24 protein-coding genes are annotated in these 19979 nt (G+C 64.8%); 14 read left to right on the top strand and 10 right to left on the bottom strand.

Going from position 1 to position 19979, the window contains the following annotated elements; all coding sequences use genetic code 11:
- Positions 1 to 95: 95 nt before the first annotated feature.
- The 8 genes from M0765_RS24330 to M0765_RS24295 are packed head-to-tail and all read right to left on the bottom strand — an operon-like array spanning position 96 to position 6493.
- Positions 96 to 590: a GspH/FimT family pseudopilin gene (locus M0765_RS24330; protein WP_258506392.1), complete on the bottom strand. Its 495-nt coding sequence runs from the start codon at positions 588 to 590 to the stop codon at positions 96 to 98.
- Positions 557 to 1675: a hypothetical protein gene (locus M0765_RS24325; protein WP_258506391.1), complete on the bottom strand. Its 1119-nt coding sequence runs from the start codon at positions 1673 to 1675 to the stop codon at positions 557 to 559. Before M0765_RS24325 ends, M0765_RS24330 begins: the two co-directional genes overlap by 34 nt.
- Entirely contained in the window at positions 1654 to 3012 is a 1359-nt protein-coding gene (locus tag M0765_RS24320) for a hypothetical protein (RefSeq protein WP_258506390.1), read from the bottom strand. The genes M0765_RS24325 and M0765_RS24320 overlap by 22 nt, the downstream gene beginning before the upstream one ends.
- Before the next feature lie 17 nt (positions 3013 to 3029).
- A complete protein-coding gene (locus M0765_RS24315; protein ID WP_258506389.1) occupies positions 3030 to 3740 on the bottom strand; it encodes a hypothetical protein in 711 nt (236 codons plus the stop codon).
- Positions 3737 to 4339, bottom strand: a complete 603-nt coding sequence (locus M0765_RS24310) for a pilus assembly PilX family protein (protein ID WP_446751612.1) — start codon at positions 4337 to 4339, stop codon at positions 3737 to 3739. Before M0765_RS24310 ends, M0765_RS24315 begins: the two co-directional genes overlap by 4 nt.
- Before the next feature lie 2 nt (positions 4340 to 4341).
- Positions 4342 to 5505, bottom strand: coding sequence for a PilW family protein (locus M0765_RS24305; protein ID WP_258506387.1), 1164 nt, complete (start codon positions 5503 to 5505; stop codon positions 4342 to 4344).
- Positions 5502 to 6092 (bottom strand): prepilin-type N-terminal cleavage/methylation domain-containing protein, encoded by a 591-nt coding sequence (locus M0765_RS24300; protein ID WP_258506386.1) that lies wholly within the window; start codon positions 6090 to 6092, stop codon positions 5502 to 5504. The genes M0765_RS24305 and M0765_RS24300 overlap by 4 nt, the downstream gene beginning before the upstream one ends.
- Positions 6086 to 6493 carry a type IV pilin protein gene (locus tag M0765_RS24295; protein ID WP_258506385.1) on the bottom strand — a complete coding sequence of 136 codons (408 nt, stop codon included), beginning with the start codon at positions 6491 to 6493 and terminating at the stop codon, positions 6086 to 6088. The genes M0765_RS24300 and M0765_RS24295 overlap by 7 nt, the downstream gene beginning before the upstream one ends.
- 285 nt (positions 6494 to 6778) lie before the next feature.
- On the opposite strand from M0765_RS24295, the gene M0765_RS24290 reads away from it, so the two are divergent.
- The 3 genes from M0765_RS24290 to M0765_RS24280 all read left to right on the top strand — a co-directional run bounded on the left by M0765_RS24290 (position 6779) and on the right by M0765_RS24280 (position 8509).
- Complete coding sequence (locus M0765_RS24290) at positions 6779 to 7039, top strand: hypothetical protein (RefSeq protein WP_258506384.1); 261 nt, start codon at positions 6779 to 6781, stop codon at positions 7037 to 7039.
- A gap of 25 nt (positions 7040 to 7064) precedes the next feature.
- Positions 7065 to 7304 carry a hypothetical protein gene (locus M0765_RS24285; protein ID WP_126745835.1) on the top strand — a complete coding sequence of 80 codons (240 nt, stop codon included), beginning with the start codon at positions 7065 to 7067 and terminating at the stop codon, positions 7302 to 7304.
- A 176-nt stretch (positions 7305 to 7480) separates the two neighbouring features.
- Positions 7481 to 8509, top strand: a complete 1029-nt coding sequence (locus M0765_RS24280) for an AraC family transcriptional regulator (RefSeq protein ID WP_258506380.1) — start codon at positions 7481 to 7483, stop codon at positions 8507 to 8509.
- A gap of 14 nt (positions 8510 to 8523) precedes the next feature.
- Here M0765_RS24280 and M0765_RS24275 read toward each other — a convergent pair whose 3' ends face one another.
- Positions 8524 to 9723 carry an ABC transporter substrate-binding protein gene (locus M0765_RS24275; RefSeq protein ID WP_258506378.1) on the bottom strand — a complete coding sequence of 400 codons (1200 nt, stop codon included), beginning with the start codon at positions 9721 to 9723 and terminating at the stop codon, positions 8524 to 8526.
- A 198-nt stretch (positions 9724 to 9921) separates the two neighbouring features.
- Here M0765_RS24275 and M0765_RS24270 point away from each other — a divergent pair, with 198 nt between their 5' ends.
- From M0765_RS24270 to M0765_RS24225, 10 genes are all read left to right on the top strand, one after another.
- Positions 9922 to 11181 (top strand): dienelactone hydrolase family protein, encoded by a 1260-nt coding sequence (locus M0765_RS24270; RefSeq protein ID WP_258506376.1) that lies wholly within the window; start codon positions 9922 to 9924, stop codon positions 11179 to 11181.
- The gene (locus M0765_RS24265) at positions 11181 to 12146 is read left to right on the top strand and encodes a PDR/VanB family oxidoreductase (RefSeq protein ID WP_258506374.1); all 966 of its coding nucleotides are present in this window, start codon (positions 11181 to 11183) and stop codon (positions 12144 to 12146) included. Before M0765_RS24270 ends, M0765_RS24265 begins: the two co-directional genes overlap by 1 nt.
- Positions 12147 to 12173: 27 nt before the next feature.
- Complete coding sequence (locus M0765_RS24260; protein WP_258506373.1) at positions 12174 to 13478, top strand: aromatic ring-hydroxylating dioxygenase subunit alpha; 1305 nt, start codon at positions 12174 to 12176, stop codon at positions 13476 to 13478.
- On the top strand, positions 13475 to 13960 hold the full coding sequence (locus tag M0765_RS24255; protein ID WP_258506371.1) for an aromatic-ring-hydroxylating dioxygenase subunit beta: 486 nt from the start codon (positions 13475 to 13477) through the stop codon (positions 13958 to 13960). Before M0765_RS24260 ends, M0765_RS24255 begins: the two co-directional genes overlap by 4 nt.
- Positions 13961 to 13980: 20 nt before the next feature.
- Positions 13981 to 14589: a cysteine hydrolase family protein gene (locus M0765_RS24250; protein WP_258508433.1), complete on the top strand. Its 609-nt coding sequence runs from the start codon at positions 13981 to 13983 to the stop codon at positions 14587 to 14589.
- Positions 14586 to 15368, top strand: coding sequence for an SDR family oxidoreductase (locus tag M0765_RS24245; protein ID WP_258506369.1), 783 nt, complete (start codon positions 14586 to 14588; stop codon positions 15366 to 15368). Before M0765_RS24250 ends, M0765_RS24245 begins: the two co-directional genes overlap by 4 nt.
- 131 nt (positions 15369 to 15499) lie before the next feature.
- Positions 15500 to 15787, top strand: coding sequence for a BufA1 family periplasmic bufferin-type metallophore (locus M0765_RS24240; RefSeq protein ID WP_258506368.1), 288 nt, complete (start codon positions 15500 to 15502; stop codon positions 15785 to 15787).
- 15 nt (positions 15788 to 15802) lie between these two features.
- Entirely contained in the window at positions 15803 to 16648 is an 846-nt protein-coding gene (gene bufB, locus M0765_RS24235; RefSeq protein WP_258506367.1) for an MNIO family bufferin maturase, read from the top strand.
- Positions 16645 to 17433, top strand: coding sequence for an HvfC/BufC N-terminal domain-containing protein (locus M0765_RS24230; RefSeq protein ID WP_258506365.1), 789 nt, complete (start codon positions 16645 to 16647; stop codon positions 17431 to 17433). Before bufB ends, M0765_RS24230 begins: the two co-directional genes overlap by 4 nt.
- Positions 17430 to 17915, top strand: coding sequence for a DoxX family protein (locus M0765_RS24225; RefSeq protein WP_258506364.1), 486 nt, complete (start codon positions 17430 to 17432; stop codon positions 17913 to 17915). The genes M0765_RS24230 and M0765_RS24225 overlap by 4 nt, the downstream gene beginning before the upstream one ends.
- Before the next feature lie 121 nt (positions 17916 to 18036).
- Here the strand turns inward: M0765_RS24225 and M0765_RS24220 are convergent, their stop codons facing one another.
- Complete coding sequence (locus M0765_RS24220; RefSeq protein ID WP_258506363.1) at positions 18037 to 18981, bottom strand: alpha/beta fold hydrolase; 945 nt, start codon at positions 18979 to 18981, stop codon at positions 18037 to 18039.
- A gap of 116 nt (positions 18982 to 19097) precedes the next feature.
- On the opposite strand from M0765_RS24220, the gene M0765_RS24215 reads away from it, so the two are divergent.
- A complete protein-coding gene (locus tag M0765_RS24215; protein WP_258506362.1) occupies positions 19098 to 19919 on the top strand; it encodes an AraC family transcriptional regulator in 822 nt (273 codons plus the stop codon).
- Positions 19920 to 19979: the final 60 nt, after the last annotated feature.

Raw genomic sequence — 19979 nt, 5'->3', positions numbered from 1 at the left:
TCAATCGCGGTGCAAGGGCGTGAACTGACCGCCCCCGGGGCCCGTGTTAGTGCACTATTGTCCGCATCGCCGAGGATCGCACAAAAAGACCTCATTCATGCACCACAGGTACCCACACTGGTTCGTGTGATCGACGAACGCCCGGTGGCGCTGATTTTCACCACCCGCTCCTGGTTGCCCACGGGGCTGGCGCGGCAGATCGTGATGTCGGCCGCGGTGCCGCCGACGCCGGTGGCGTCGAAGGAGAGGGCGCTGAGCCCGGCGCCGTCGCGGATTTGGTAGCCGCTGGCGGTGGCCGGCTGCTTCTGGATCACCTGCCCGCCGCTGCTGATGACGATCCAGCCGGCTTCCCATTGGCCGTTGGTGGCGCAGGCCGTGCCGTTGGCCGAGGCGCACAGCGTCACGGCCGCGTTGCGCTTGATGGCTTCGCTGCGCGCCAGCTGGCTGCCGGCCACCAGATCGGTCGCGTAGGAAGTCAGCCGGCTCGAAAGCCGGATGTTGTCGAACGAGGGGACGGCCACCGACACCAGCACCACCAGCACCACGATGGTGACCATCAGCTCCACCAGCGTGAAGCCACGTGTTCGCATGCCGGCGGTTGTCTGCACCTTGCGCACCCTTTTACTTCTGGATGAACCAGTAGACCCGGCCCTTGGGCTGCTTGAAAGCGGCCTTGGGCGCGGTTCCCCCTCGGGCTCAGGAACGAATCAGGATTGGCGCCGATCACCACGTCGCGGAAGGTGCCGTCGTCCAGCGGCGCGCGGAAGACCGTCGGCGAAGGCGCGAGGCCGCCACCTTCGACATTCTGGAACCGGGTGCCGTTCTCTGCCTGAGCCTTGGCGTCGAGGTACGACACGTTGTAGACATTGGCCGTCCCCAGGTCGGAGCGGCAGGACTGGCGCTGCGCCGCCGGATCGGTGGGAATGTGGGTGTTGAAGGTCGTGTTGCCATAGGCGGTGACCGATGAAGTCACCACCTGCTCGCCGGCGGCAAGCGCGAGATACCAGCCCTTCTTGTTGGCAAGGTCAGAAGCCAGGGGCGGTGTCGTGTCAGTGATGGCCAGCAGGGAGTTGTGGCACAGCAGCTTGCTGCCGTCGCAACGGTCGGCCTCGGCGAGGAGCCAGCTATCGTCGGTGGGCTTGTCAACCATCATGTAGAAGCGGTTGGAGACGCTGAACGCGGCCGAATAGAAGCGCAGGGGCTTCTCGCGGTCGCCCGAGCCCAGCAGAAGCACGTACATGCCGTTGTCTTCGACCACGTCGGGGCCGAACATGAACTTGCGGTTGGGCGTGCAGGGTGGTTCTTCTATCGTGGTGGCGCAGCCGAGCGACGCGATCTTGGTCATCTCCCAACTGGCGGGCGAGGCAGTGCCGATCTTGATACGGTAGACGTTGCCGCCGAGGTCAGCTGCGTAGGCGATCTTGGCCAAACCCGTGCTGTCGTTCACGACGGTCACTTCGCCTGCAACTGCCCGGTCCGTGACGAAGGTTTTCTGGACGTTGCCCGTGCTGGCATCCAGGACGTAGATCCTGTTGCCCTTGGTGGCCGCGCCGCAGGCCTGGGAGGACGCGGTAGTGTCGACGTCTTCGCACTTGTCGTAGCCACCGCCGAACATCAGCAGAGGCGTGTTGCCGGCGCCATAGCCGCTGGCCTTCACGATCTTGGGGGCGACCATGTCTGCCCGATGCCGGTCATGTCATTGACCCCGGTGTCGCAACCGGTGTCGTTGTCCTGGTTGGGACAGCCGCGGCGCCATTTCAGGACGGGCGCAGCCGGATTGGAGACGTCGAAGGCGTAAACCAGCCGGCCGCCGCGGCGCATGCTCGCATAGAGCCAGGCGACATCGCCCTGGCGGTAGGCCGCCATGGCGCCGTCCATGCCATATGGCTTCGGCGCGGTGGTGCCGGCGCCGGTAGGCAGGTTGGGAAAATTGATGCGCGTCGTGTTGTCGTACAGGCGCTTGATGTTGCCGTAGAACTCTGGCGGCACGAAAGCCCACAGCTCCTTGCCGGCCGGAGCCGAACCGATTGTCGCGCTCCGGTTGCCGTTGATGGCGCGCAGCATGCCATCGTTGGCGCCGTAGAACACCACCACCTGGGGCTGGGCGTCGGTGCCGTAGTTGATGGCGACCGGCCGCGAATGCACCACGTCGCCGTGCACCGAGGGTCGCATGGCGGTGGACGTCAAAGGTTTTCCATCGGTGCCGTTCCGCTCGTCGCCCTTGTTGTCCATGCCCCGCAGCCAATTGATCAGCGCAGTGCGCTCGGTCTCGTCTGCCACGCCGAGCGCCTCTTTGGTAACGCCCGCCGTGTTGCCGGTGGTAAAGCTCGTCAGGATCGAGCAGTCATTTGCCGCACAGGTCTGGACATTGCGATCCGCCACAGGCATTTGGCGCAGCGTATAGGCTTGAGCGCCTTTTTCGACCACACTCCCGTCGGGACTGTCCGAAGCGGAAACGTCAATTTTGTCGCCGGTGATCGGGTGGGTGCGAATGCAGTCGCCGGAGGGGTTGAACGACCAGTAAGTATTGATCTCCTCCGGCGTCCAGAAACTTCGTGCGCACGGATCGATGAAGCCGGTTTCGGAGTTGACGGCGTTGTTGTTGGCCGCATCCTCAAGGATCAGCTGATTGTTGAGGTCCAGCCCGAGCTTGTATTGCTTGAGATTGCCGTTCCAGCGCGGATAGGCGGTTTCGTCGGGGCGGAACATGCCCACGAACACCTGGTTCAGGTAGGTGCCCTGCGTGTTCACGCTAAGGGGCAGGCTCACCGACGAGAACACGCTGTCGACCGACTGGATCTTGCTGAAGATCTTGTCCAGCGCCTCGCTCAGTGCCGCACCTAGCTCTGGCTTGGCGGCGAGATCGTAGTACTCGCCGTCGCTTTTTTCCGCCATGCTCTTCAGCAGCGCCGTCCAGCCGGGGCCTTGGCCGCCAGTTGCCAAGGCGGCCTCGACGGTATAGACCTTCACACCCATGCGAGCCCGCAGGAACCGAGCCCATTCGTCGGCCATGTTGTCCTGCGAACCGCTCACCGGCAGTGTGATGGTGGTTGCGTCACCCCCGCTTCACGCAGGGCATTCGCCGAGATCGTGCTGTCGTTGTTGTTGTCCTGCGCAGCGCCGTTGCTGATGTAGATGACGTAGGTGCCGATGCAGTTTTCGGTGTCCGGGCCGCTGTAGCTGGTGTCGTCCTTTCCGCTCAGCGGGTTGTTCGGCAGGGCATAGATTGCCTTGGAGGCACTGGTGCCGAAGACGTTTCCGCTGTAGTCGGCCTTCACCTTCCTGTTTCCGGCAATCGGCTCCCTGCTGGCCAGGTATCGGTAGACTTCCGCCATCATCTTGCCGGCCTTGCCGCCGTTCGACTTGTCGCCGTTCACGTCCAGGCTTTTGATCAGCGCTTCGTAGGCGAGTTTGTTGGGTGCGTCGAGCATGCGCACGCCCGCGCGCAGATAGGCTCCGTCGACGTTCGAGTTGCCCCCACCGGTTTCGGTGAACATCATGATGCCCACCTTGAATTTGTTCGGATCCAGGCTGCCGAAGGCCTTCGCCAGCGCAGCCATCTCCTTCTCGAACACGGGCGTCCAATTGGCTGTGTTGTCCACCACGAACAAGACGTTGGGTACCGTGGCCGTTGCCTGGTTGTAGCCGACGAAAAGATCGATGTCTTCGGCGTGGGCCGCGGGCATACCGAATATCAGCATCGCCGTGGCGAAAAGCGATCGGAAGAAGTTCTTTTTCATGGTTGCGATCCGTTCGTCTTCGTGATCATTCGGAGGAGGCCGGAAGTCAGGAGCACAGCGCTTCGAACTGCGCCTTGCTCAGGAGCGCTCTCACGCCCTGGCGCACCGCGGTGACCGTGCCGCTGCTCTCGTTCGTCACGGTGGTGCTGATGTCCCAGACCGAGTTGTATTGGTCGGGCACTGTCGCAAGGCCCGAGCCGCTGGTGGACGCCCCCGGTGATGCCGCCGGGGCCGACATTGCCGCCACCGCCGCTGTCGGTGGACTTTGTGGCACGCACGCAAGTGGGCGCTGCAATCTGCACCGTGTAATCATTTTTGCCGTCGTTGTTGATGTCGACCAGGCTCGCGGTTGCTTTTGGCGCTACAAGCGAAGGCGAGCCGTCGACGCCGGGGAGCAGCAGGGAAGTCGCCACTTCCTCGATCGCCCGATTCGAAGCGGCCACGGCCTCGTTGCGGTTCTGCATGTTGCCTACCGACTTGAGATTGGTGTTGCTGAGCGTGAATCCGGCGGTAACGGCGAGGGTGATCAGCACCAGCATGATCAGCCCAACGATCAGCGCCGCGCCGCCTTGCCTATGCATGGCGAATGTGGATGGCATCTTCACGGAGTCTCCCTGCGACCGGTCACGTTGGTCATGCGGATCGCCGTAGTGAACGCATGCCGCTTGTAGTTGTCGTTGAGGGGACCCAGCGATCCGCTTCCAAGGTTGTACCTGCGCGTGTCCGTGTGGCCTGGCGAAACCTCGATGCTGCGGGCCACCACGTAGAGCTTGACCGCCGCCAGGTTCACCAGTTGGTCCGCAGTGCAGGGCGAAGCCGTGCTGCAATGGATGAAGTTGCCGTCGGGGCTTCCATCACCGCGGTTGGTGGGTGTGGACCTGTTGACGGAATCGGCCCAGTTGATCGCCTGGGCGTAGTTCACGAGCGCACCGGTCTTGCTCAACGTATCCAGGCCGAGTTCCACCCAAAAGCCATCGATGCCCTCGATGAGCGGAACCGGAGGCTGCTGCGCGAGGCCGGTAGCCGAAAGGTCAAACCGCGAACGCATGAGGGTTGGAATGCCGTCGGTTGCCGCTTCGGCATAGGTGCGCACGTAGTAAATGTCGGAAATGAACTTGCGCTTGGGCGCCGGCGTGGTGCAGTTCTTGGCCAGCACGGTGGTGAAGCCCGCCGTGTCGAGACTGAAATCCGAAGGCTTCTGCGTGCCGCAGAACGACGACTGGAAATACAGCTTGCCCAGCGTGTCGGCTTCGCAGTTCGGCATGCCCGCCACGCAAGTCTCGGCATGGCGCACCACCAGCACGTCGGTTCCGGGCTTGTGGTCCGGCAGGAGATCGGCGCAACTGGCCGGCACGGCGTCGTAGGTCTGCACGGGTATGTCGAGCAGGCTGCGCTTGTAGTCCTCCGTCCAGTTCACCGCCGAATAGGGCAGGCACGGATCGGGCGCATTGCCGGTAGGCACCTTCGCCGGCACGCCGGAAACCGTGAGGTCATCGAACTCCGGCATGTAGTTTTCCCAGAAGCCCGCGTGCGTGATTTCGTTCTCAAGCACAAAAACGCTCAGGCGGCCGCTTTCGATCTGGCGGTTGACCTTGACCATTTCGCGCTGGGTGTTGTTCACATTGAGGAACAGCGCAATCAGCGCCGCCAGCACGATCAGCATGATCGTGACCGACACCATCAGCTCGATCAGCGTCAGGCCGCGCTGACGCTGCAGGGCACGCGCAAGTTGGCGGGTTTTGCCTGCTGGGCGCGCGCGCATCATGAAAGCGTCCCGATGCGCACCAGCGTCGTCACGGTCCGGCGGCACCTGTCGGCCGTGCACTGCGGGCTTGGAGTGGTTGCGGTGGGGGCGACGTCGTAGGCATCCTTGCCGCAGGCCACGCCTTCCGGCGGTGCGGCAATGGGCACCAGGCCCTGCCAGGCGACGGTGATCAAGTATTCGTTGTTGCCCAAGTCCTCCACGCAGCCGCGCCCGCCGATCATGGCGCCGAGCTTGGTGGTGCCTGAGGTTTCGGCCGCGCCCTGCAGCGCATTGCACCACTCCAAGGCGTCGATCTGCTGGCGCGAGCCCGTGGCTGTGGGGCAGTTGGTTCCGGCGCCCAGCGGCGAAGCAGTGACGTAGCTGGAGGCCATACGGCGATTGATTGCAATGCGGCTGGCCATGTCGTTGAGCAGGATCAGCGCCTGCGAGCGCTGGTAGGACTCCATTTCGGACGACTGGAGTCGAGCCTGCAGGCCCACGAGTCCGAACAGGCCGAAGGCGACGATCAGCAGGGTGACCAGCACTTCGATCAGCGTCGCGCCGCGTTGTGCGCGGGCGCGTCCGGCGGTCGTGCGGGGCTTCACCATTTGTCGGCCGGCGTTTTCGCGCCTTGGTTATCGAGGGTGAGGTCGCCGTCGGACGCCTGGGCGCCTGTCGAATCGAAAGTCAGGACAAAGCCGGGAGGAGTGCCTTCCGCAGACAGGGTGATCGTGTAATCGTAATTGGCGGCAACCTCTGCGGGCAGCGAGTAGCCGCTGGCCGTCAGCGCCGTCTTGTCCGCATAGCTGCGGTTCGCCAGCAAAAATTGCTGCTGCCGGTTGGCAATCTCCATCATTTGCGCCTGGGCGGCGGAGCGCTTGGCTCGGATGATGTAGCGGTTGTAGCTGGGCATCGCAATGGAAGCCAGGATGGCGACGATTGCGACCGTGATCATTACCTCGATCAATGTGAAGCCATTGCGCCGACGCGAAAACGAGAGCTTTTTCATTCAGCTGGCCAAGGTAATGATGTGTCAGATTGTATGTAAATGTGAATTTATCACATTCGAGCGTTAAATAGTGCGCCTATGGCCCGGACTATTTCGCGTCTGCAAGGCAGGTGTTGTGTACCGGCACATACGAAGCACCGACACATTCAACACTTTGAAAAGGGTGCCGAGGCGAGGATGCTTCCGACTGATGGACGCTGGCGTCGTCCTACGCGCGGGCGCTCCGGAGTTCCCAGAATCGACTCATTGCCACTTTGCTCCTCGAGTGAGCAGGAGTCGAACGAAATGAACAGAGAACCCGGAAATCTGGGCTCGGGCGACGGATCCCGGCCCACCACCAGCGGCGGGGTAGACAACATCGGCGCGGGAGAAAAGTTCACCAGCAGTTCTGCGGCCACCGGAGAACAGGACTCGGCACCGGCCCCCGCCGAGCGCATGGCGAGCAAGCGCAAGAACGTGGAGGCATCGCGCCACGACGGTTCCGCGGCCTACGGGTTGCGGGAAGACCTCCGCTCGGAAACCAACAAGGAGCCGCGCAAGCCCTAGCGGCTTGCATGGCCGAGGAGCCCTCATGACGACTTCGGAAAAAGCTTTCCCCTTTCCCACATCCAAGAACCACGGCAAACCCGCGGTCGAGCCGGCCAAGCCGGTCGAGCAGGCGCCCAGCGAAGAGGCCCTGGACAGCGGCGTCGAAGAGTCCTTTCCCGCCAGCGACCCGGTTTCAGTGACCGTAACCAAGGTCAAGCTGCCGAAGGCGCAGCAAGACAAGGACAAGGAAAAAGCGGAAGAGACCGGCGGCAAGCAGACCTAGGCAGCCGCAACCAAGCCACGACCGAAGGCGGCGGACTGCCGGGCAAGCTTCTTGCACGCCCGCGCATGCCGCCCGGGGCAATCCCCATGGCAAGACCCGGCCTCGGGCGGTAGATTGCGCTCCTGCCCCCAGCGGCAGAGACAGCTCTCACTACTTTTGGCCCCCGAGGAGTGTTCGTGGACGCATGGTCGAGCCAGCAGCTTTCCACCCTGTATGGGCGCGAGATCTTCCGATCGCGCGAGGCGGACGAAACCCATGCGCTGGTGACCCATGAGCTGAAGGCGCACCGGAGCACCTGGGGTCGCGGCAATGTCGATGCGGTTTTCTGCCGGGCAGAACTCAGCGCACTCTCGCTGTGCATCCTGCGCTATGGCTGCGATGTCGACATCGAGCCCGACACGCTGGGCAATTTCGTGCTGGTCCAGATGCCGCTGCGCGGCCAAGCCGAAGTGCATACCGGCGGCCAGACCGTGCAGATCCATCCCGGCCAGGGGGCCGTGGTGTCCGCGCACAAACCCGTGCGGCTGCGCTGGCACGCGGACTGCGAGCAGCTGATGCTCAAGATCGACCTTGCCCGTCTGCAGGACGTGGCACGCCGAACGTTTGGCGCAAGGCCCGCGGGCGGTGCAGGGGCCACGGCAGAAATCGGCGAAATCGACTTCGAGCTGCCGCTCCGGCTCGACGATGCCGCGGGCACCCAGTGGTGCCGCATGGTGGCCGGCCTCGCATCGCTGCTCCCCGCGGACGGCCACGAGCCGTACGACCCGCGCTGGTTGGCCCACTATGAAGACAACCTCATGCTCTACCTGCTGTGCCACAGGCCCAATTCGGTGCGGCGGCAGCACGACGCGCTGCGGCTCGGGTCGGAGGCGGCCAGCATGCGGCAGTTGCGGCTTGCCGAAGAATTCATGCGCAGCCGGCTCGATGCGCCGCTTTCGCTGGAAGAGGTGGCAGAGGCCGCCGGCGTGTCGCGGCGCGCGCTCGGCCTGCTGTTTCGGCGCTACCGCGATCTTTCAGCCATGGAAGTGCTGCGCAACATGCGGCTCGATGCCGCGTACGCCCAGTTGGCGCGGCACGACGGCGCGAGCGTGACCGAGGTCGCCTTCAGCTGCGGCTTCTCGCACCTGAGCCGCTTCGCCGCCTGCTACCGCGAGCGCTTCGGCCGGCTTCCGCGCGAAACTTCGCGAGAGCCCGCGCGGCACTAGAACCTCCGGCTTCGTCAGGCCGGCTTCATCGCGCACTTGGCGGACGAGCTGTCCTGGTAGTTCTGCAGCACCGTGCCGATCACCTTGTTGGCAATGCGCCCGTTCGCGTCCTTGCCGATCACGCGCAGGTAGTAGTTCTGAATGGGAAAGTTGTTGGCGCCGTAGCTGAAGTCGCCCCGCACCGACTTGTACTTTGCGGCCTTGATCGCCTTCAGCAGCGCCGGCCGGTCGGCCACCTTGCCGCCTACGTCCCGCACCGCCGCGTCCATCGCCATGAGCACGTCGTACGCCTGGCCTGCATAGAAAGACGGGTTGCGCCCGTTGTTCTGCTCGCGGAAATCGGCCACGAAGCGCTTGTTTGCCGGGTTGTCCAGGTCGTATGACCAATGCGCGGTGTTGAAGAGCCCGAGCATCGGCTCGCCCACGGCGGGAATCATGTCTTCGTCGGCCGAAAAGGCGGTCGAGATCAGCGCCACGTCTTTCGACAGGCCGGCGCCGACAAACTGCTTGATGAAGCTCACGCCCATGGCGCCCGGCAGAAAGAAATAGAGAGCGTCGGGCTTGGCTGCGCGAATCTGTGCGATCTCGGCGGAGTAGTCGAGCTGGCCCAGCTTGGTATAGAGCTCGTCGCTCACCGCGCCCTTGAAGTTGCGCTTGAAGCCGGTGATCGCATCCTTGCCGCCGGGGTAGCTCGGCGCGATGAGCGCTACCTTCTTGAAGCCCTTGTCCGAAGCGAACTTGCCCGCTGCTTCGTGGTACGCATCGTTCTGGTAAGACGCGCCGAAGAAATACGGGTTGCACCTGGCCCCCGAGTAGTCGCTCGGGCCGGTGTTGCTCGAGAGATAGGGCACCTTGGCCGCGAAGAGCGGTGCCCCCACGGCCAGCGCGACCGTCGAGCCGATGGGGCCGGTGAACAGGTCGATCTTGTCGCGCAGCAGCATGCGCTCGACCACCTGCCGGGCCAGGTCGGGGCTGCCGCCCGTGTCCGCCTCGACAAACTCCACCGGCACCCCGCCGAGCTTGCCGCCCAGCTGCTTCATCGCCACCGCGAAGCCGGCCTTGGCCTCGGCACCGCCCACGGCAAACGGCCCGGAGAGGTCCATTGCCAGGCCGACCTTGACGGTTTGCGCCTGGGCCAGGGCCTGCGGTGCGAATGCGGCCGTGACGGCGAGCGCCAGCAAAGCGACGGCGGTTGGGATTCTTGCCTGCGACATGAAGGATCTCCTCAGGGGTGATTCGGATGGCGTGGGGTGCAACAAAGGTATGTATGCGCGGGGGCCGAGTCTCCACGGCACGCGGACGGCGGGCTATCCACTTTTCGCGCGGCATGCGCCTGCAAGAAGTGGACAGACAGCGCGCGGGGCGCTCCACAGAATCGTCCGCCGAACCCCACCACTTCGGAGACTCGTCCCATGAGCCAATACATCGACATCGCAGCCGCCGACGGCCAGACCTTCCGCGGCTACCTGGCATTGCCGCCATCGGGGCAAGGCCCCGGCATCGTGCTGTGCCAGGAGATCTTCGGCATCAACGACTACGTGCGCGAGGTGGCCGACCTCTATGCCGAGGAGGGCTACGTGGTGCTGGCGCCCGACCTGTTCTGGCGCATGGAGCCGAATGTCGAGCTGGGCTATTCGCCCGAAGACTGGCAACGCGCCTTCGGCTTCTTCCAGAAGTTCGACGTGGCCGCCGGCGTTTCGGACATCACGGCCAGCGTGAAGGCGCTGCGAGCGCACCCGGCATGCACCGGCAAGGTAGGCGCGCTGGGCTTTTGCCTGGGCGGAAAGCTCGCGTATCTTGCGGCTGCGCATTCAGGCGTGGATGCGGCAGTGGGCTACTACGGCGTGGGCATCGAGGCAGACCTGAACGTGCTGCCGAAAATCGAATGCCCCATTGCGCTGCACTTTGCCGAGCTCGACAAGTTCTGCCCGGCTGAAGCGCGCAACCAGGTGCTCGAGGCGTTTGCAGGCAAGCCCGGTGCGCAAATGTATGTGTACCCCGGCGTCGACCACGCATTCGCACGCACCGGCGGCGAGCATTTCGACAAGCCCTCCACGCTCATGGCCCACCAGCGCTCCATGGCGCTGTTCAAGGACGCCATCGGCCCCGTCTACGACCTGTCTGCGCTCTGGGACAAGCACTGCGAATACGAGTTCGCAACACGCGACGTGGTCGCCACCATGGGCACGATGGTGAGCGAGCCCTATGTGAACCACATTCCCACCATGACCGGCGGGGTAGGGGCCAGGGAGCTCTCGCGCTTCTACAAGCATCACTTCATTCCTACCACGCCGCCGGATACGCGGCTCACCCCCATCTCGCGCACCGTGGGCGCCACGCAGATCGTCGACGAGATGCTTTTCTGCTTCACCCACACGGTGGAAATCGACTGGATGCTGCCGGGCATCGCGCCCACCGGCAAGCCGGTGGAAATTCCGCTCGTCGCCATCGTCAAGTTTCGTGGCGACAAGCTCTATCACGAGCACATCTATTGGGACCAGGCCAGTGTGCTGGTGCAAATTGGCCTGCTCGATGCAAAGGGCCTGCCGGTGGCGGGTGTCGAGACGGCGCGCAAGCTGGTGGACGAGCACCTGCCTTCGAACACGCTGATGCCGCGCTGGCAAAAGTCGGCCAGCCTGACCATCGCCGATCCCGCCCTGCCGCTGGGATGATGGCGGGCGACTCGGAAATGCTCGAACTGGTGGTGGAAGCGGTGAGGCCGCTCACGCCTGCCATCAAGGCCTTCGTGCTGCGCAGCGCGCATGGCGGTGCCTTGCCGCCGTACACGCCCGGCGCGCATCTGGGCGTGCAAGTCGTCCAGCCCAACGGACGTATCGGCCAGCGCGCCTACTCGCTGGTGGCGCCGCATGCGGAGAGCCGCAGCTACGAAATTGCGGTGCTGCATGAACCGAAGGGCTCGGGCGGCTCTGCGTGGATGCATGGGTTGACGCCCGGCGCCGTGCTGACGGCGCAGCCGCCGCGCAACGACTTTGCCCTGCGTACGGGCAGCGTGCCGCCGCTCCTGATTGCCGGCGGCATCGGCATTACGCCGCTGCTGTGCATGGCGCGGGCGCTGGCAGCCGAAGGGCGCGCATTCGATTTTTTCTATGCCACGCGAAGCGCGGGGCATACCGCCTATCTGGAAGAAGCGCGCGCACTGGGCGCCACCGTCGTTCATGACGGCGGCGACCCGGCCCGCGGCCTCGATCTGCGCGCTGCGCTTTCCGCCCCGCAACCCGGGCGCCACCTTCATGTGTGCGGACCCAAGGGCATGGTGCAGGCCGCGGTCGACGTGGCACGCGCTCTCGGCTGGCCCGGCGACCACGTGCACTGCGAACTGTTTGCCGGTGCGCTGGAGCAAGAGGGCGACAAACCTTTCGAAGTGCGCACGCTGCGCTCCGGCAAAACGCTGACCGTGTCCGCCCACCAGAGCCTGCTCGACGTGCTGATCTCTGCCGGGCTGGACCCTTTGTACGACTGCCGGCAGGGCGACTGCGGCGTGTGCGCCGTGGCAGTGGAAGAGGGCGTTCCCGACCACCGCGACCACAACCTGAGCGCCCGAGAAAAAGCCGAGGGCCGGGCCATCTGCACCTGCGTGTCCCGCGCGAAGACGCCGCACCTGGTGCTCGACATCTGACCACCATATTTCAGGAGACCCATTCCCATGACCATCGACTTGCAGGCGCTCGTGCAGCCTGACCGCGTGCACAAGCGCGTTTACACGGACCCCGCCATCTTCGAGCTCGAGATGGACCGCGTCTTCGGCCAGGCCTGGCTCTACGTCGGCCACGAGAGCCAAGTGCCGAACATCGGCGACTACTTCACCACGCGGCTCGGCCGCGAGCCCGTGGTGATGGTGCGCCACACCGACGGTGCGGTGAACGTGCTCTACAACCGCTGCCCGCACAAGGGCGCGAAGATCGTTCCGGACGGCAGCGGCAGTGCCGGCAAGTTCTTGCGCTGCCTTTATCACGGCTGGACTTTCAAGTGCGACGGCAGCCTGCTCTCGGTGCCGCTGCGCAGCGGCTATGAAGACACCGCGCTCGACCTGAAGGCGCAGCAGCACTCGGTGCGCAAGGTGGCGCGCGTGGCCAGCCACCGCGGCTTCGTGTTCGCGAGCCTGGCCGAAGAGGGACTTGAGCTCGTCGAGTTTCTGGGCGGCGTGGCCACCTCGCTCGACAACTTCTGCGACCGCGCGCCGGACGGCGAAGTGGAAGTGGCCGGCGGCGTGCAGCGCGTGATCCAGCGCAACAACTGGAAGATCTTCTTCGAGAACCTGCACGACACCATTCATGCGGTGGCCACGCATGAATCGTCCTGGCGCGCGGCCAAGGAAGAATTCGAATCGATGCCGGCCGGCACGCCCAAGCCCTTCGAGGTGGTGATCGTCGATGGCAACGGCGAGCCGCTGGAGTTCTGGGAAAAGCTCGAACTCAAGGGCTACGACCATGGCCACGGCTTCATGGAAGGCATCTTCGTGCCGCCAACCGACCCGGTGAGCCTGGCCTACGTGGCGGCGCTTCAGGCAAAGCAGGGCGAGGCGCGTGCCGACCAGATCCTGCGCGTGAACCGGCACAACACCATCGTGTACCCAAGCTGCTCGCCGCACACCTCGTTCCAGCAGATCCGGGTGATACGGCCGCTCTCGGTGGACCGCACGCTAGTCGAAATATTCAGCTTTCGCCTGAAGGGTGCGCCGGAGGCCACATTCCAGCGCACGCTCAAGTACACCAACATCGTCAATTCGCCGTCGTCGAACGTGATGCCCGACGATTTGGAGGCCTACAACCGCGTGCAGGAAGGCCTGGCTTCCGATGGCGGCGACTGGGTCAGCATGCACCGCGGAATGGGCCGCGACCAGCCCTTGCCGGGCGGCCGGTCTTCCAACGGCAACAGTGAAATGCCGCCGCGCAACATGTTCGCCGCCTGGGCCTCGTACATGGGCGTGCAGACGGGAGCCGCCGAATGAACTTCAACGACTGGCAAGAGCAGCAGGACATCACGAAGTTCCTGTTTAACGAAGCACGCCTGCTCGACGAGCACCGCTGGGACGAATGGCTGCGGCTGTTCACGCCCGATGGCCTGTACTGGGTGCCGCTGGTACACGGCCAGACCGATTACCTCAACCATGCCTCGCTGTTCTGCGAAGACGCCTTGCTGCGCTCGATGCGTGCGCGGCGGCTCGAGCAGGCCCGCGCCTATTCGCAGCAGCCGCCGACTCGCACCGTGCACGTGCTGGGCAACATCTCGCTCGAGTCGCGCACTGAAGCCGGCTGCGTGGTGCGCTCGACCTTCCACCTGGTCGAGTGGCGCAAGACCGAACAGCGCGCGTTCGGCGGCAGCGTGCTGCACACGCTGCGCCGCGAAGGCGCCGAGTGGCGCATCGAAATGAAACGCGTAGAGCTCGTCAATTGCGACGCGCCGCACGAAGCCTTGCAGGTGTTCATGTGACCAATGCCGCATTGCTCGCCATGCACTACCAGAACGACGTGCTGCACGTGGACGGCAAGGTGCGGGTGGGCGTGGCCGCCGACGACCCCGCGCGGCCACGCCTGATCGCTTCTGCCGCGCGGCTGATTGCCGGCGCACGCGCGAGCGGCGTGCCGGTCATCTTCGTGCGCATCGCCTTCGCACCCGGGTATGCGGACTGCCTGCGCAACAGCATGCTGTTCCGCCGCGTCGCGGAAACCGGCGCCGTGCTGGACGGGCAGTGGGGCGCAGAGTTCTACGCCGAGCTGGCACCGCTGCCCGGCGAGGCAGTCGTCACCCACAAGCGCAACAATCCGTTCTGGGCCAGCGGGCTCGAAGAGGTGGTGCGCAGCACCGGTGCCACGCGGCTGTACGTGGCGGGCATTGCGACGAACCACGTGGTCGAGCACGGTGCGCGCCACGCCAGCGACCTGGGTTATGAGGTGGCGGTGGTGGCCGATGCATGCAGCACCGCACAGCCGCACCTGCATGCGGCCAGCCTGGAAACCCTGGCCATGCTCGCGGATGTGATGCTTGTCGATGAAGCGATTGCACGCATGAAGAACAATGAAGGTCCCAAGGACATGAAAGAACCGAAAGGCACGCCATGAGTCAGCAAGGCAAGGTTGCGATCGTCACCGGCGCCGCTGCGATGCTCGGCAGCGCCATCGTTCGTGCCTTTGTGCAGGCCGGTGCGCAGGTGCTGGCTGTCGATATCGATGCCGTGCGCGGCGAGGCACTGCAGGCCGAACTCGGCAATCGCTGCCGCTTCGTGGCTTGCGACATCGCATCCGATGCGGCGCTCGATGCACTGTTGGCCGATGTGCTCGCCACCGAAGGCCGCATCGACTTTCTCATCAACAACGCAGTGGTCTATGGCGACAACGGCATGGCGGCCACGCGCGGCGAGTGGCTGCGCGCTTTGGACGTCAACCTCGTGTCCGGCGCGGTGCTGGTGCAAAAGGCGGCGGGTGCGCTGGCCGCGCAGCGTGGCGCCATCGTCAACATGGGCAGCGTGGGCGGCAAGTTCGGCACGGCAAACCGTGCGCTTTATCCGGCGGCCAAGGCCGCCATCCTGCAGCTCACGCGCAACCAGGCCGCCACGCTGGCGCCACGCGGCGTGCGCGTGAACTCAGTGTCGCCCGGCTGGACCTGGTCCGATGCGTTGAGCCGCATGGCAGGCGGCGACCGTGCGCATGCCGACCGCATGGCGGCACCATTGCATCCGTTGGGCCGGGCAGGGGACCCGGACGACGTCGCGCAAGTGGTGCTGTTTCTGTGCTCGGATGCCGCGCGCTTTGTGACCGGTGCCGACATCCCGGTCGATGGTGGCTTCTCGATGCTCGGGCCCGACCAGGGGCGATCGGCCCGCGATTGGTTCGACGCCTGAGTTTCTGCGCGCAAAAATTTTTTTGACGATCGAGAGGAGCGCTGTAACCCCGGCTTCCGAAGTGGCGAACTAGAAAATAACCGCGCATTCCGGCGCGGTTGCAAATGTTCAACCATCTTCGGAGCTCATCCATGATCAACCGTCCTCTCGCCATTACCGCCCTTGCACTGGGCGCCCTTGCCGCCGGTTCCGCCATTGCGCAAGACAAACCCATGGCCGACAAAATGGCTGCGATGGAGAAGTGCTACGGCGTTTCGATGGCAGGCAAGAACGATTGCGCCGCCGGCCCCGGCACCACCTGCGCGGGCACTTCGAAGGTGGATTACCAGGGCAACGCCTGGAAGAACGTGCCGGCCGGCACCTGCGCCACGATCAAGACGCCCAAGGGCATGGGTTCGCTGGCTCCCATCAAGTCCTGATCGGCGCGCGCCGCCATGCCAGAAGCCCTCATGGCCGGCGTTGGGCTCAAGCCGGAGCACTACGAGCCTGCGCTCGGCGCACGAACCGAGGGCCTGTGGTTCGAGGTGCACCCGGAGAACTACATGGTGGCGGGCGGCCCGCGGCTCGGGTGGCTGGAAGCGATTCGCTCCCGCCATCCGGTCTCGCTGCATGGCGTCTCGCTTTCGCTGGCGGGTGAGTCCGAACCGGATTCCGCGCATCTTCAGCGGCTCGCGGCGCTGGCGCGGCGCATCCAGCCGGCGCTGGTGTCGGAGCACTTGGCATGGTCCACATGGAACGGCCAGTACTTTCCCGATCTGCTGCCTTTTCCGCGCAGCACCGCCGCGCTCCACCGCGTTGCGGCCAATGTGGCGCGCACCCAGGACGCGCTGGGCACCGCCATCGCCATCGAAAATCCGTCCCACTACCTGCGCGTAGATGGGCATGAATGGGACGAGATCGACTTTCTTCACGAGCTGGCGCGGCGCACGGGCTGCAAGCTGCTGCTCGACATCAACAACGTGTACGTGTCGGCCCGCAACCTGGGGTTTTCAGCCAATGACTGGATCGACCGTTTTCCGCATGCGCTGGTCAGCGAAGTTCATCTTGCAGGCCATGACGCAGACCCGAACCTGGGCGACACGCTGCTGATCGATTCGCACGACGCGCCCATCGCGCCGGAAGTCTGGCAGCTGTATCGGCGCTTTGTCGAACGCGCCGGTGCCCGGCCCACGCTGATCGAACGCGATGGCAACGTGCCCGCCTTCGAAGAGTTGATGGCCGAGCGCGACCAGGCCGCCGCCGAACTCGAGCACGCCACAACGCAGGAGGCCACCGCATGACCACGCCGCATGGCCTGTTCCAGCAGGCGTTTGCAAAGGCGCTGTTCTCGCCAACCGAAGGGCTGAACCCCGCGATGCGGGAGCTTGCAACGCAACCCGCCTTCGCCGTGTATCGCAATACCGTGATGAAGGCCTGCATCGATGCACTCGCGGCCAACTTCCCAACGGTCGCGCGGCTGGTGGGCAGCGAATGGTTTCGCGCCGCCGCCGCGCTCTACGTGAATGCCGAAGCGCCCCGAGATGGACGCCTTCTGCATTACGGCAGCGGCTTTGCCGATTTTCTGCACAGCTTCGAGCCTGCCGCTGAACTGGTCTACCTGCCAGGCGTGGCGCAACTCGACACGCACTGGCGCGAGGCCCATGTCGCAGAGGACGCGCCCGCCGCCGATGCTGCATGGATAGCCCGCCAATCGCCGGAGCAGATGGCAGCCTTGTCTCTCAGGCCTCATCCCGCGGCACGCTGGGCGTGGTTCGACGACCAGCCGGTGTTCAGCATCTGGGAGCGCAACCGCGCGCGGGGCGAAGTCACCGATGAACTGGCCTGGAAAGGCGAGGGCGCCTTGCTGACACGGCCGTACGACGCCGTAGCGTGGCAAGGGCTCACGCAGGCCGGTTGCGTCTTTCTCGATGCCTGCGCAAGTGGAGCCACTCTCCAGCAGGCCGCAGAGCGCGCAATGGCCGCCGATGCCCAAGCAGACCTTGCCGCCATCTTTGCTGGCCTGCTGAGCGCCGGCGCATTCACCGCCCCATCTTCGTCGCCCGCATCCAACGAAGGAACACCATGAGCACGAATCTCCAGGCGTCAGAGCCAATCGCAACCGGCAGCAATCGCGGCCTGCGCGCCCATTGGAACGCCGCGGCCGAAACGCTCACGCGCGTGGTGACGCACGATGTGCTGGCGCTGGCCACGCGCGTGGCTGTGGCGGCCATCTTCTTCTACTCGGGCCGCACCAAGGTCGAAGGTTTTCTTACGCTGACCGACAGCGCCTACGAACTGTTCCGCACCGAATACAAGCTGCCGCTCGTTCCACCCGAGCTCGCGGCGCACCTGGCGGCCTATTCGGAGCATCTGTTCCCCTTGCTGCTGGTGCTGGGCCTGTTCACGCGTGTCTCGGCGCTGGCGTTGCTGGGCATGACGCTGGTGATTCAGATCTTTGTCTACCCCGACGCATGGCCGACGCATCTCTCATGGGCGGCGCTCATGCTGTATCTGGTGGGCCGCGGCGGCGGGCGCCTTTCGCTGGACCACGCGCTGGGCATTCGCTGAGCGCCCTTGCGCCTGCGTCCCTCACCCCTTGGCCGTTGCCCAAGCGGCACGGCCTCCTTGCGCATGTCGCCATGCGCCAGGAGGCCGTCGGTTCGGCGGCAAGGCTTGCCGCCGCGCCTGCTTATTCCTTGATGAAGTTCAGCAGGTCGTTGTTGAGCCGGTCCTTGTGCGTGTCGGCAAGGCCGTGCGGTGCGCCTGCATAGACGATCAGCTTGGCGTTCTTGATCAGCTTGGCGGAAGCCCGGCCCGACGCATCGATCGGCACGATCTGGTCGTCGTCGCCATGCACCACCAGGGTGGGCACGTCGAAGCGCTTCAGGTCCTCGGTGAAGTCCGTGGCCGAGAAGGCGGCAATCGAGTCATAGGTATTCTTGTGGCCGGCCTGCATGCCCTGCGCCCAGAACGACTGGATGGAGCCCTGCGACACCTTGGCGCCCGGCCGGTTGAAGCCGAAGAACGGACCCGAGGCAATGTCGAGATACAGCTGCGAGCGGTTCTCCAGCTCGCCCTTGCGGATGCCGTCGAACACCTCGATAGGGAGCCCGCCCGGGTTCTTGTCGGTCTTCAGCATGAGCGGGGGAACCGCGCTCACCAGTGCCGCCTTCTTGACGCGGCTGGTGCCGTGGCGGCCGATGTAGCGCGCCACCTCGCCGCCGCCGGTGGAGAAGCCGACCAGCGTCACGTCCTTCACACCGAGCGTGTTGATCACCGTCGCCAGATCGTCGGCATAGTGGTCCATGTCGTTGCCTTCCCAGGGTTGGCTCGAGCGGCCATGGCCGCGGCGGTCATGCGCAATCACGCGGTAGCCCTTCGAGGCGAGGAAAATCATCTGCGATTCCCAGCTGTCCGAGCTCAGCGGCCAGCCGTGGCTGAAAGTGACCACCGGGCCGTTCCTCGGACCCCAGTCCTTGTAGTAGAGCTGCACGCCGTCCTTGGTGGTGATGTAGCTCGCGGTCTTTGCAACCGCGGCGGCCGGCTGACGCACGGGCGACTTGTCGGCGGCGAACACGGCATTGGCGGCGACCGCGAGTGCGGCCATGGCGAAGATGCGGGTAACGGCGTTCATGTTTCTTTCCTTTGATTCGGGTTGAGGTTTCAGGTCGGAATCGACAGAACGAACTTTACGTGCGTGGTGAAACGATTGGTGATAAAAAGTCCTGATAACTTGACTTGGAGTATTTCATGCCTGATCGGCTCGAAGCCCTGCTGACGCACTTTTCCGTCAGCGCGCGGGTGTTCCATACCGGCGCGCTGTGCGGAATCAACGACCTGGACGGGGAGGGCGCCACCGGCCAACTGCACCTGGTGCGCCGCGGGGAGGTGGGCGTCAGTCACGGCGGCGCGGAGGTGCTGCGCATCGAGCGGCCAAGCCTTTTGATGTACCCGCGGCCCATGGCGCACAGGTTCATTACCGACGCGGCGCGCGGCGCGGACTTTGCCTGCGCGCACCTGCAGTTCGAAGGCGGCGCCGCAAACCCGATCCTGGCCGCGCTGCCCGCATTCGTGTGCCTGCCGCTGGAAGAAATCGACGGCACCGAGGGCGTGCTGGAACTGCTGTTCGAAGAAGCCTTCGAGCAGCGCTGCGGCAAGCAGGTGCTGCTGAACCGCCTGTTCGACGTGGTGCTCATCCAGGTGCTCAGGCACCTGATGGAAAAGGGGCAAACCCGCTCCGGCCTGCTCGCGGGGCTGTCGCACCCGCGGTTGCGCAATGCCGTGGTGGCCATGCACGAAAAACCCGCACTCGAATGGACGCTCGACGCGCTTGCCGTCGAAGCGGGCATGTCGCGCAGCGTGTTTGCCATCCAGTTCCGCGACACCGTGGGATGCACGCCGGGGGTGTACCTGCAGCGCTGGCGCGTCGGTCTTGCGCAGCAGGCATTGCGTCAGGGGCGTCCGCTCAAGCTCATTGCGCAAGAAGTCGGCTATGGGAGCGAAGCCGCGTTGTCGCGCGCTTTCAAGGCGCAAAGCGGCCTGTCGCCGCGGGAGTGGAAGCAGGCCGCATGAGGGCGCGCTCGGTTGCCGCTGACACGACGGTGCGGTAGCCTCCCGGCTCCAACACCGCCA

This window comes from Variovorax sp. S12S4 (assembly GCF_023195515.1).
Classification (GTDB): Bacteria; Pseudomonadota; Gammaproteobacteria; order Burkholderiales; family Burkholderiaceae_C; genus Variovorax.
Note: the sequence above shows the minus strand (reverse complement) of the source record. Positions and strands in the feature narration are given on the sequence as shown.

Excerpts from the sequence above, each read along its gene's own strand:
- M0765_RS24330 (WP_258506392.1), bottom strand. The coding sequence starts at position 590 with ATGCGAACACGTGGCTTCACGCTGGTGGAGCTGATGGTCACCATCGTG.
- M0765_RS24325 (WP_258506391.1), bottom strand. The coding sequence starts at position 1,675 with ATGGTCGCCCCCAAGATCGTGAAGGCCAGCGGCTATGGCGCCGGCAAC.
- M0765_RS24320 (WP_258506390.1), bottom strand. The coding sequence starts at position 3,012 with ATGGCCGACGAATGGGCTCGGTTCCTGCGGGCTCGCATGGGTGTGAAG.
- M0765_RS24315 (WP_258506389.1), bottom strand. The coding sequence starts at position 3,740 with ATGAAAAAGAACTTCTTCCGATCGCTTTTCGCCACGGCGATGCTGATA.
- M0765_RS24310 (WP_446751612.1), bottom strand. The coding sequence starts at position 4,339 with ATGCCATCCACATTCGCCATGCATAGGCAAGGCGGCGCGGCGCTGATC.
- M0765_RS24305 (WP_258506387.1), bottom strand. The coding sequence starts at position 5,505 with ATGATGCGCGCGCGCCCAGCAGGCAAAACCCGCCAACTTGCGCGTGCC.
- M0765_RS24300 (WP_258506386.1), bottom strand. The coding sequence starts at position 6,092 with ATGGTGAAGCCCCGCACGACCGCCGGACGCGCCCGCGCACAACGCGGC.
- M0765_RS24295 (WP_258506385.1), bottom strand. The coding sequence starts at position 6,493 with ATGAAAAAGCTCTCGTTTTCGCGTCGGCGCAATGGCTTCACATTGATC.
- M0765_RS24290 (WP_258506384.1), top strand. The coding sequence starts at position 6,779 with ATGAACAGAGAACCCGGAAATCTGGGCTCGGGCGACGGATCCCGGCCC.
- M0765_RS24285 (WP_126745835.1), top strand. The coding sequence starts at position 7,065 with ATGACGACTTCGGAAAAAGCTTTCCCCTTTCCCACATCCAAGAACCAC.
- M0765_RS24275 (WP_258506378.1), bottom strand. The coding sequence starts at position 9,723 with ATGTCGCAGGCAAGAATCCCAACCGCCGTCGCTTTGCTGGCGCTCGCC.
- M0765_RS24270 (WP_258506376.1), top strand. The coding sequence starts at position 9,922 with ATGAGCCAATACATCGACATCGCAGCCGCCGACGGCCAGACCTTCCGC.
- M0765_RS24265 (WP_258506374.1), top strand. The coding sequence starts at position 11,181 with ATGGCGGGCGACTCGGAAATGCTCGAACTGGTGGTGGAAGCGGTGAGG.
- M0765_RS24260 (WP_258506373.1), top strand. The coding sequence starts at position 12,174 with ATGACCATCGACTTGCAGGCGCTCGTGCAGCCTGACCGCGTGCACAAG.
- M0765_RS24255 (WP_258506371.1), top strand. The coding sequence starts at position 13,475 with ATGAACTTCAACGACTGGCAAGAGCAGCAGGACATCACGAAGTTCCTG.
- M0765_RS24250 (WP_258508433.1), top strand. The coding sequence starts at position 13,981 with ATGCACTACCAGAACGACGTGCTGCACGTGGACGGCAAGGTGCGGGTG.
- M0765_RS24245 (WP_258506369.1), top strand. The coding sequence starts at position 14,586 with ATGAGTCAGCAAGGCAAGGTTGCGATCGTCACCGGCGCCGCTGCGATG.
- M0765_RS24240 (WP_258506368.1), top strand. The coding sequence starts at position 15,500 with ATGATCAACCGTCCTCTCGCCATTACCGCCCTTGCACTGGGCGCCCTT.
- bufB (WP_258506367.1), top strand. The coding sequence starts at position 15,803 with ATGCCAGAAGCCCTCATGGCCGGCGTTGGGCTCAAGCCGGAGCACTAC.
- M0765_RS24230 (WP_258506365.1), top strand. The coding sequence starts at position 16,645 with ATGACCACGCCGCATGGCCTGTTCCAGCAGGCGTTTGCAAAGGCGCTG.
- M0765_RS24225 (WP_258506364.1), top strand. The coding sequence starts at position 17,430 with ATGAGCACGAATCTCCAGGCGTCAGAGCCAATCGCAACCGGCAGCAAT.
- M0765_RS24220 (WP_258506363.1), bottom strand. The coding sequence starts at position 18,981 with ATGAACGCCGTTACCCGCATCTTCGCCATGGCCGCACTCGCGGTCGCC.
- M0765_RS24215 (WP_258506362.1), top strand. The coding sequence starts at position 19,098 with ATGCCTGATCGGCTCGAAGCCCTGCTGACGCACTTTTCCGTCAGCGCG.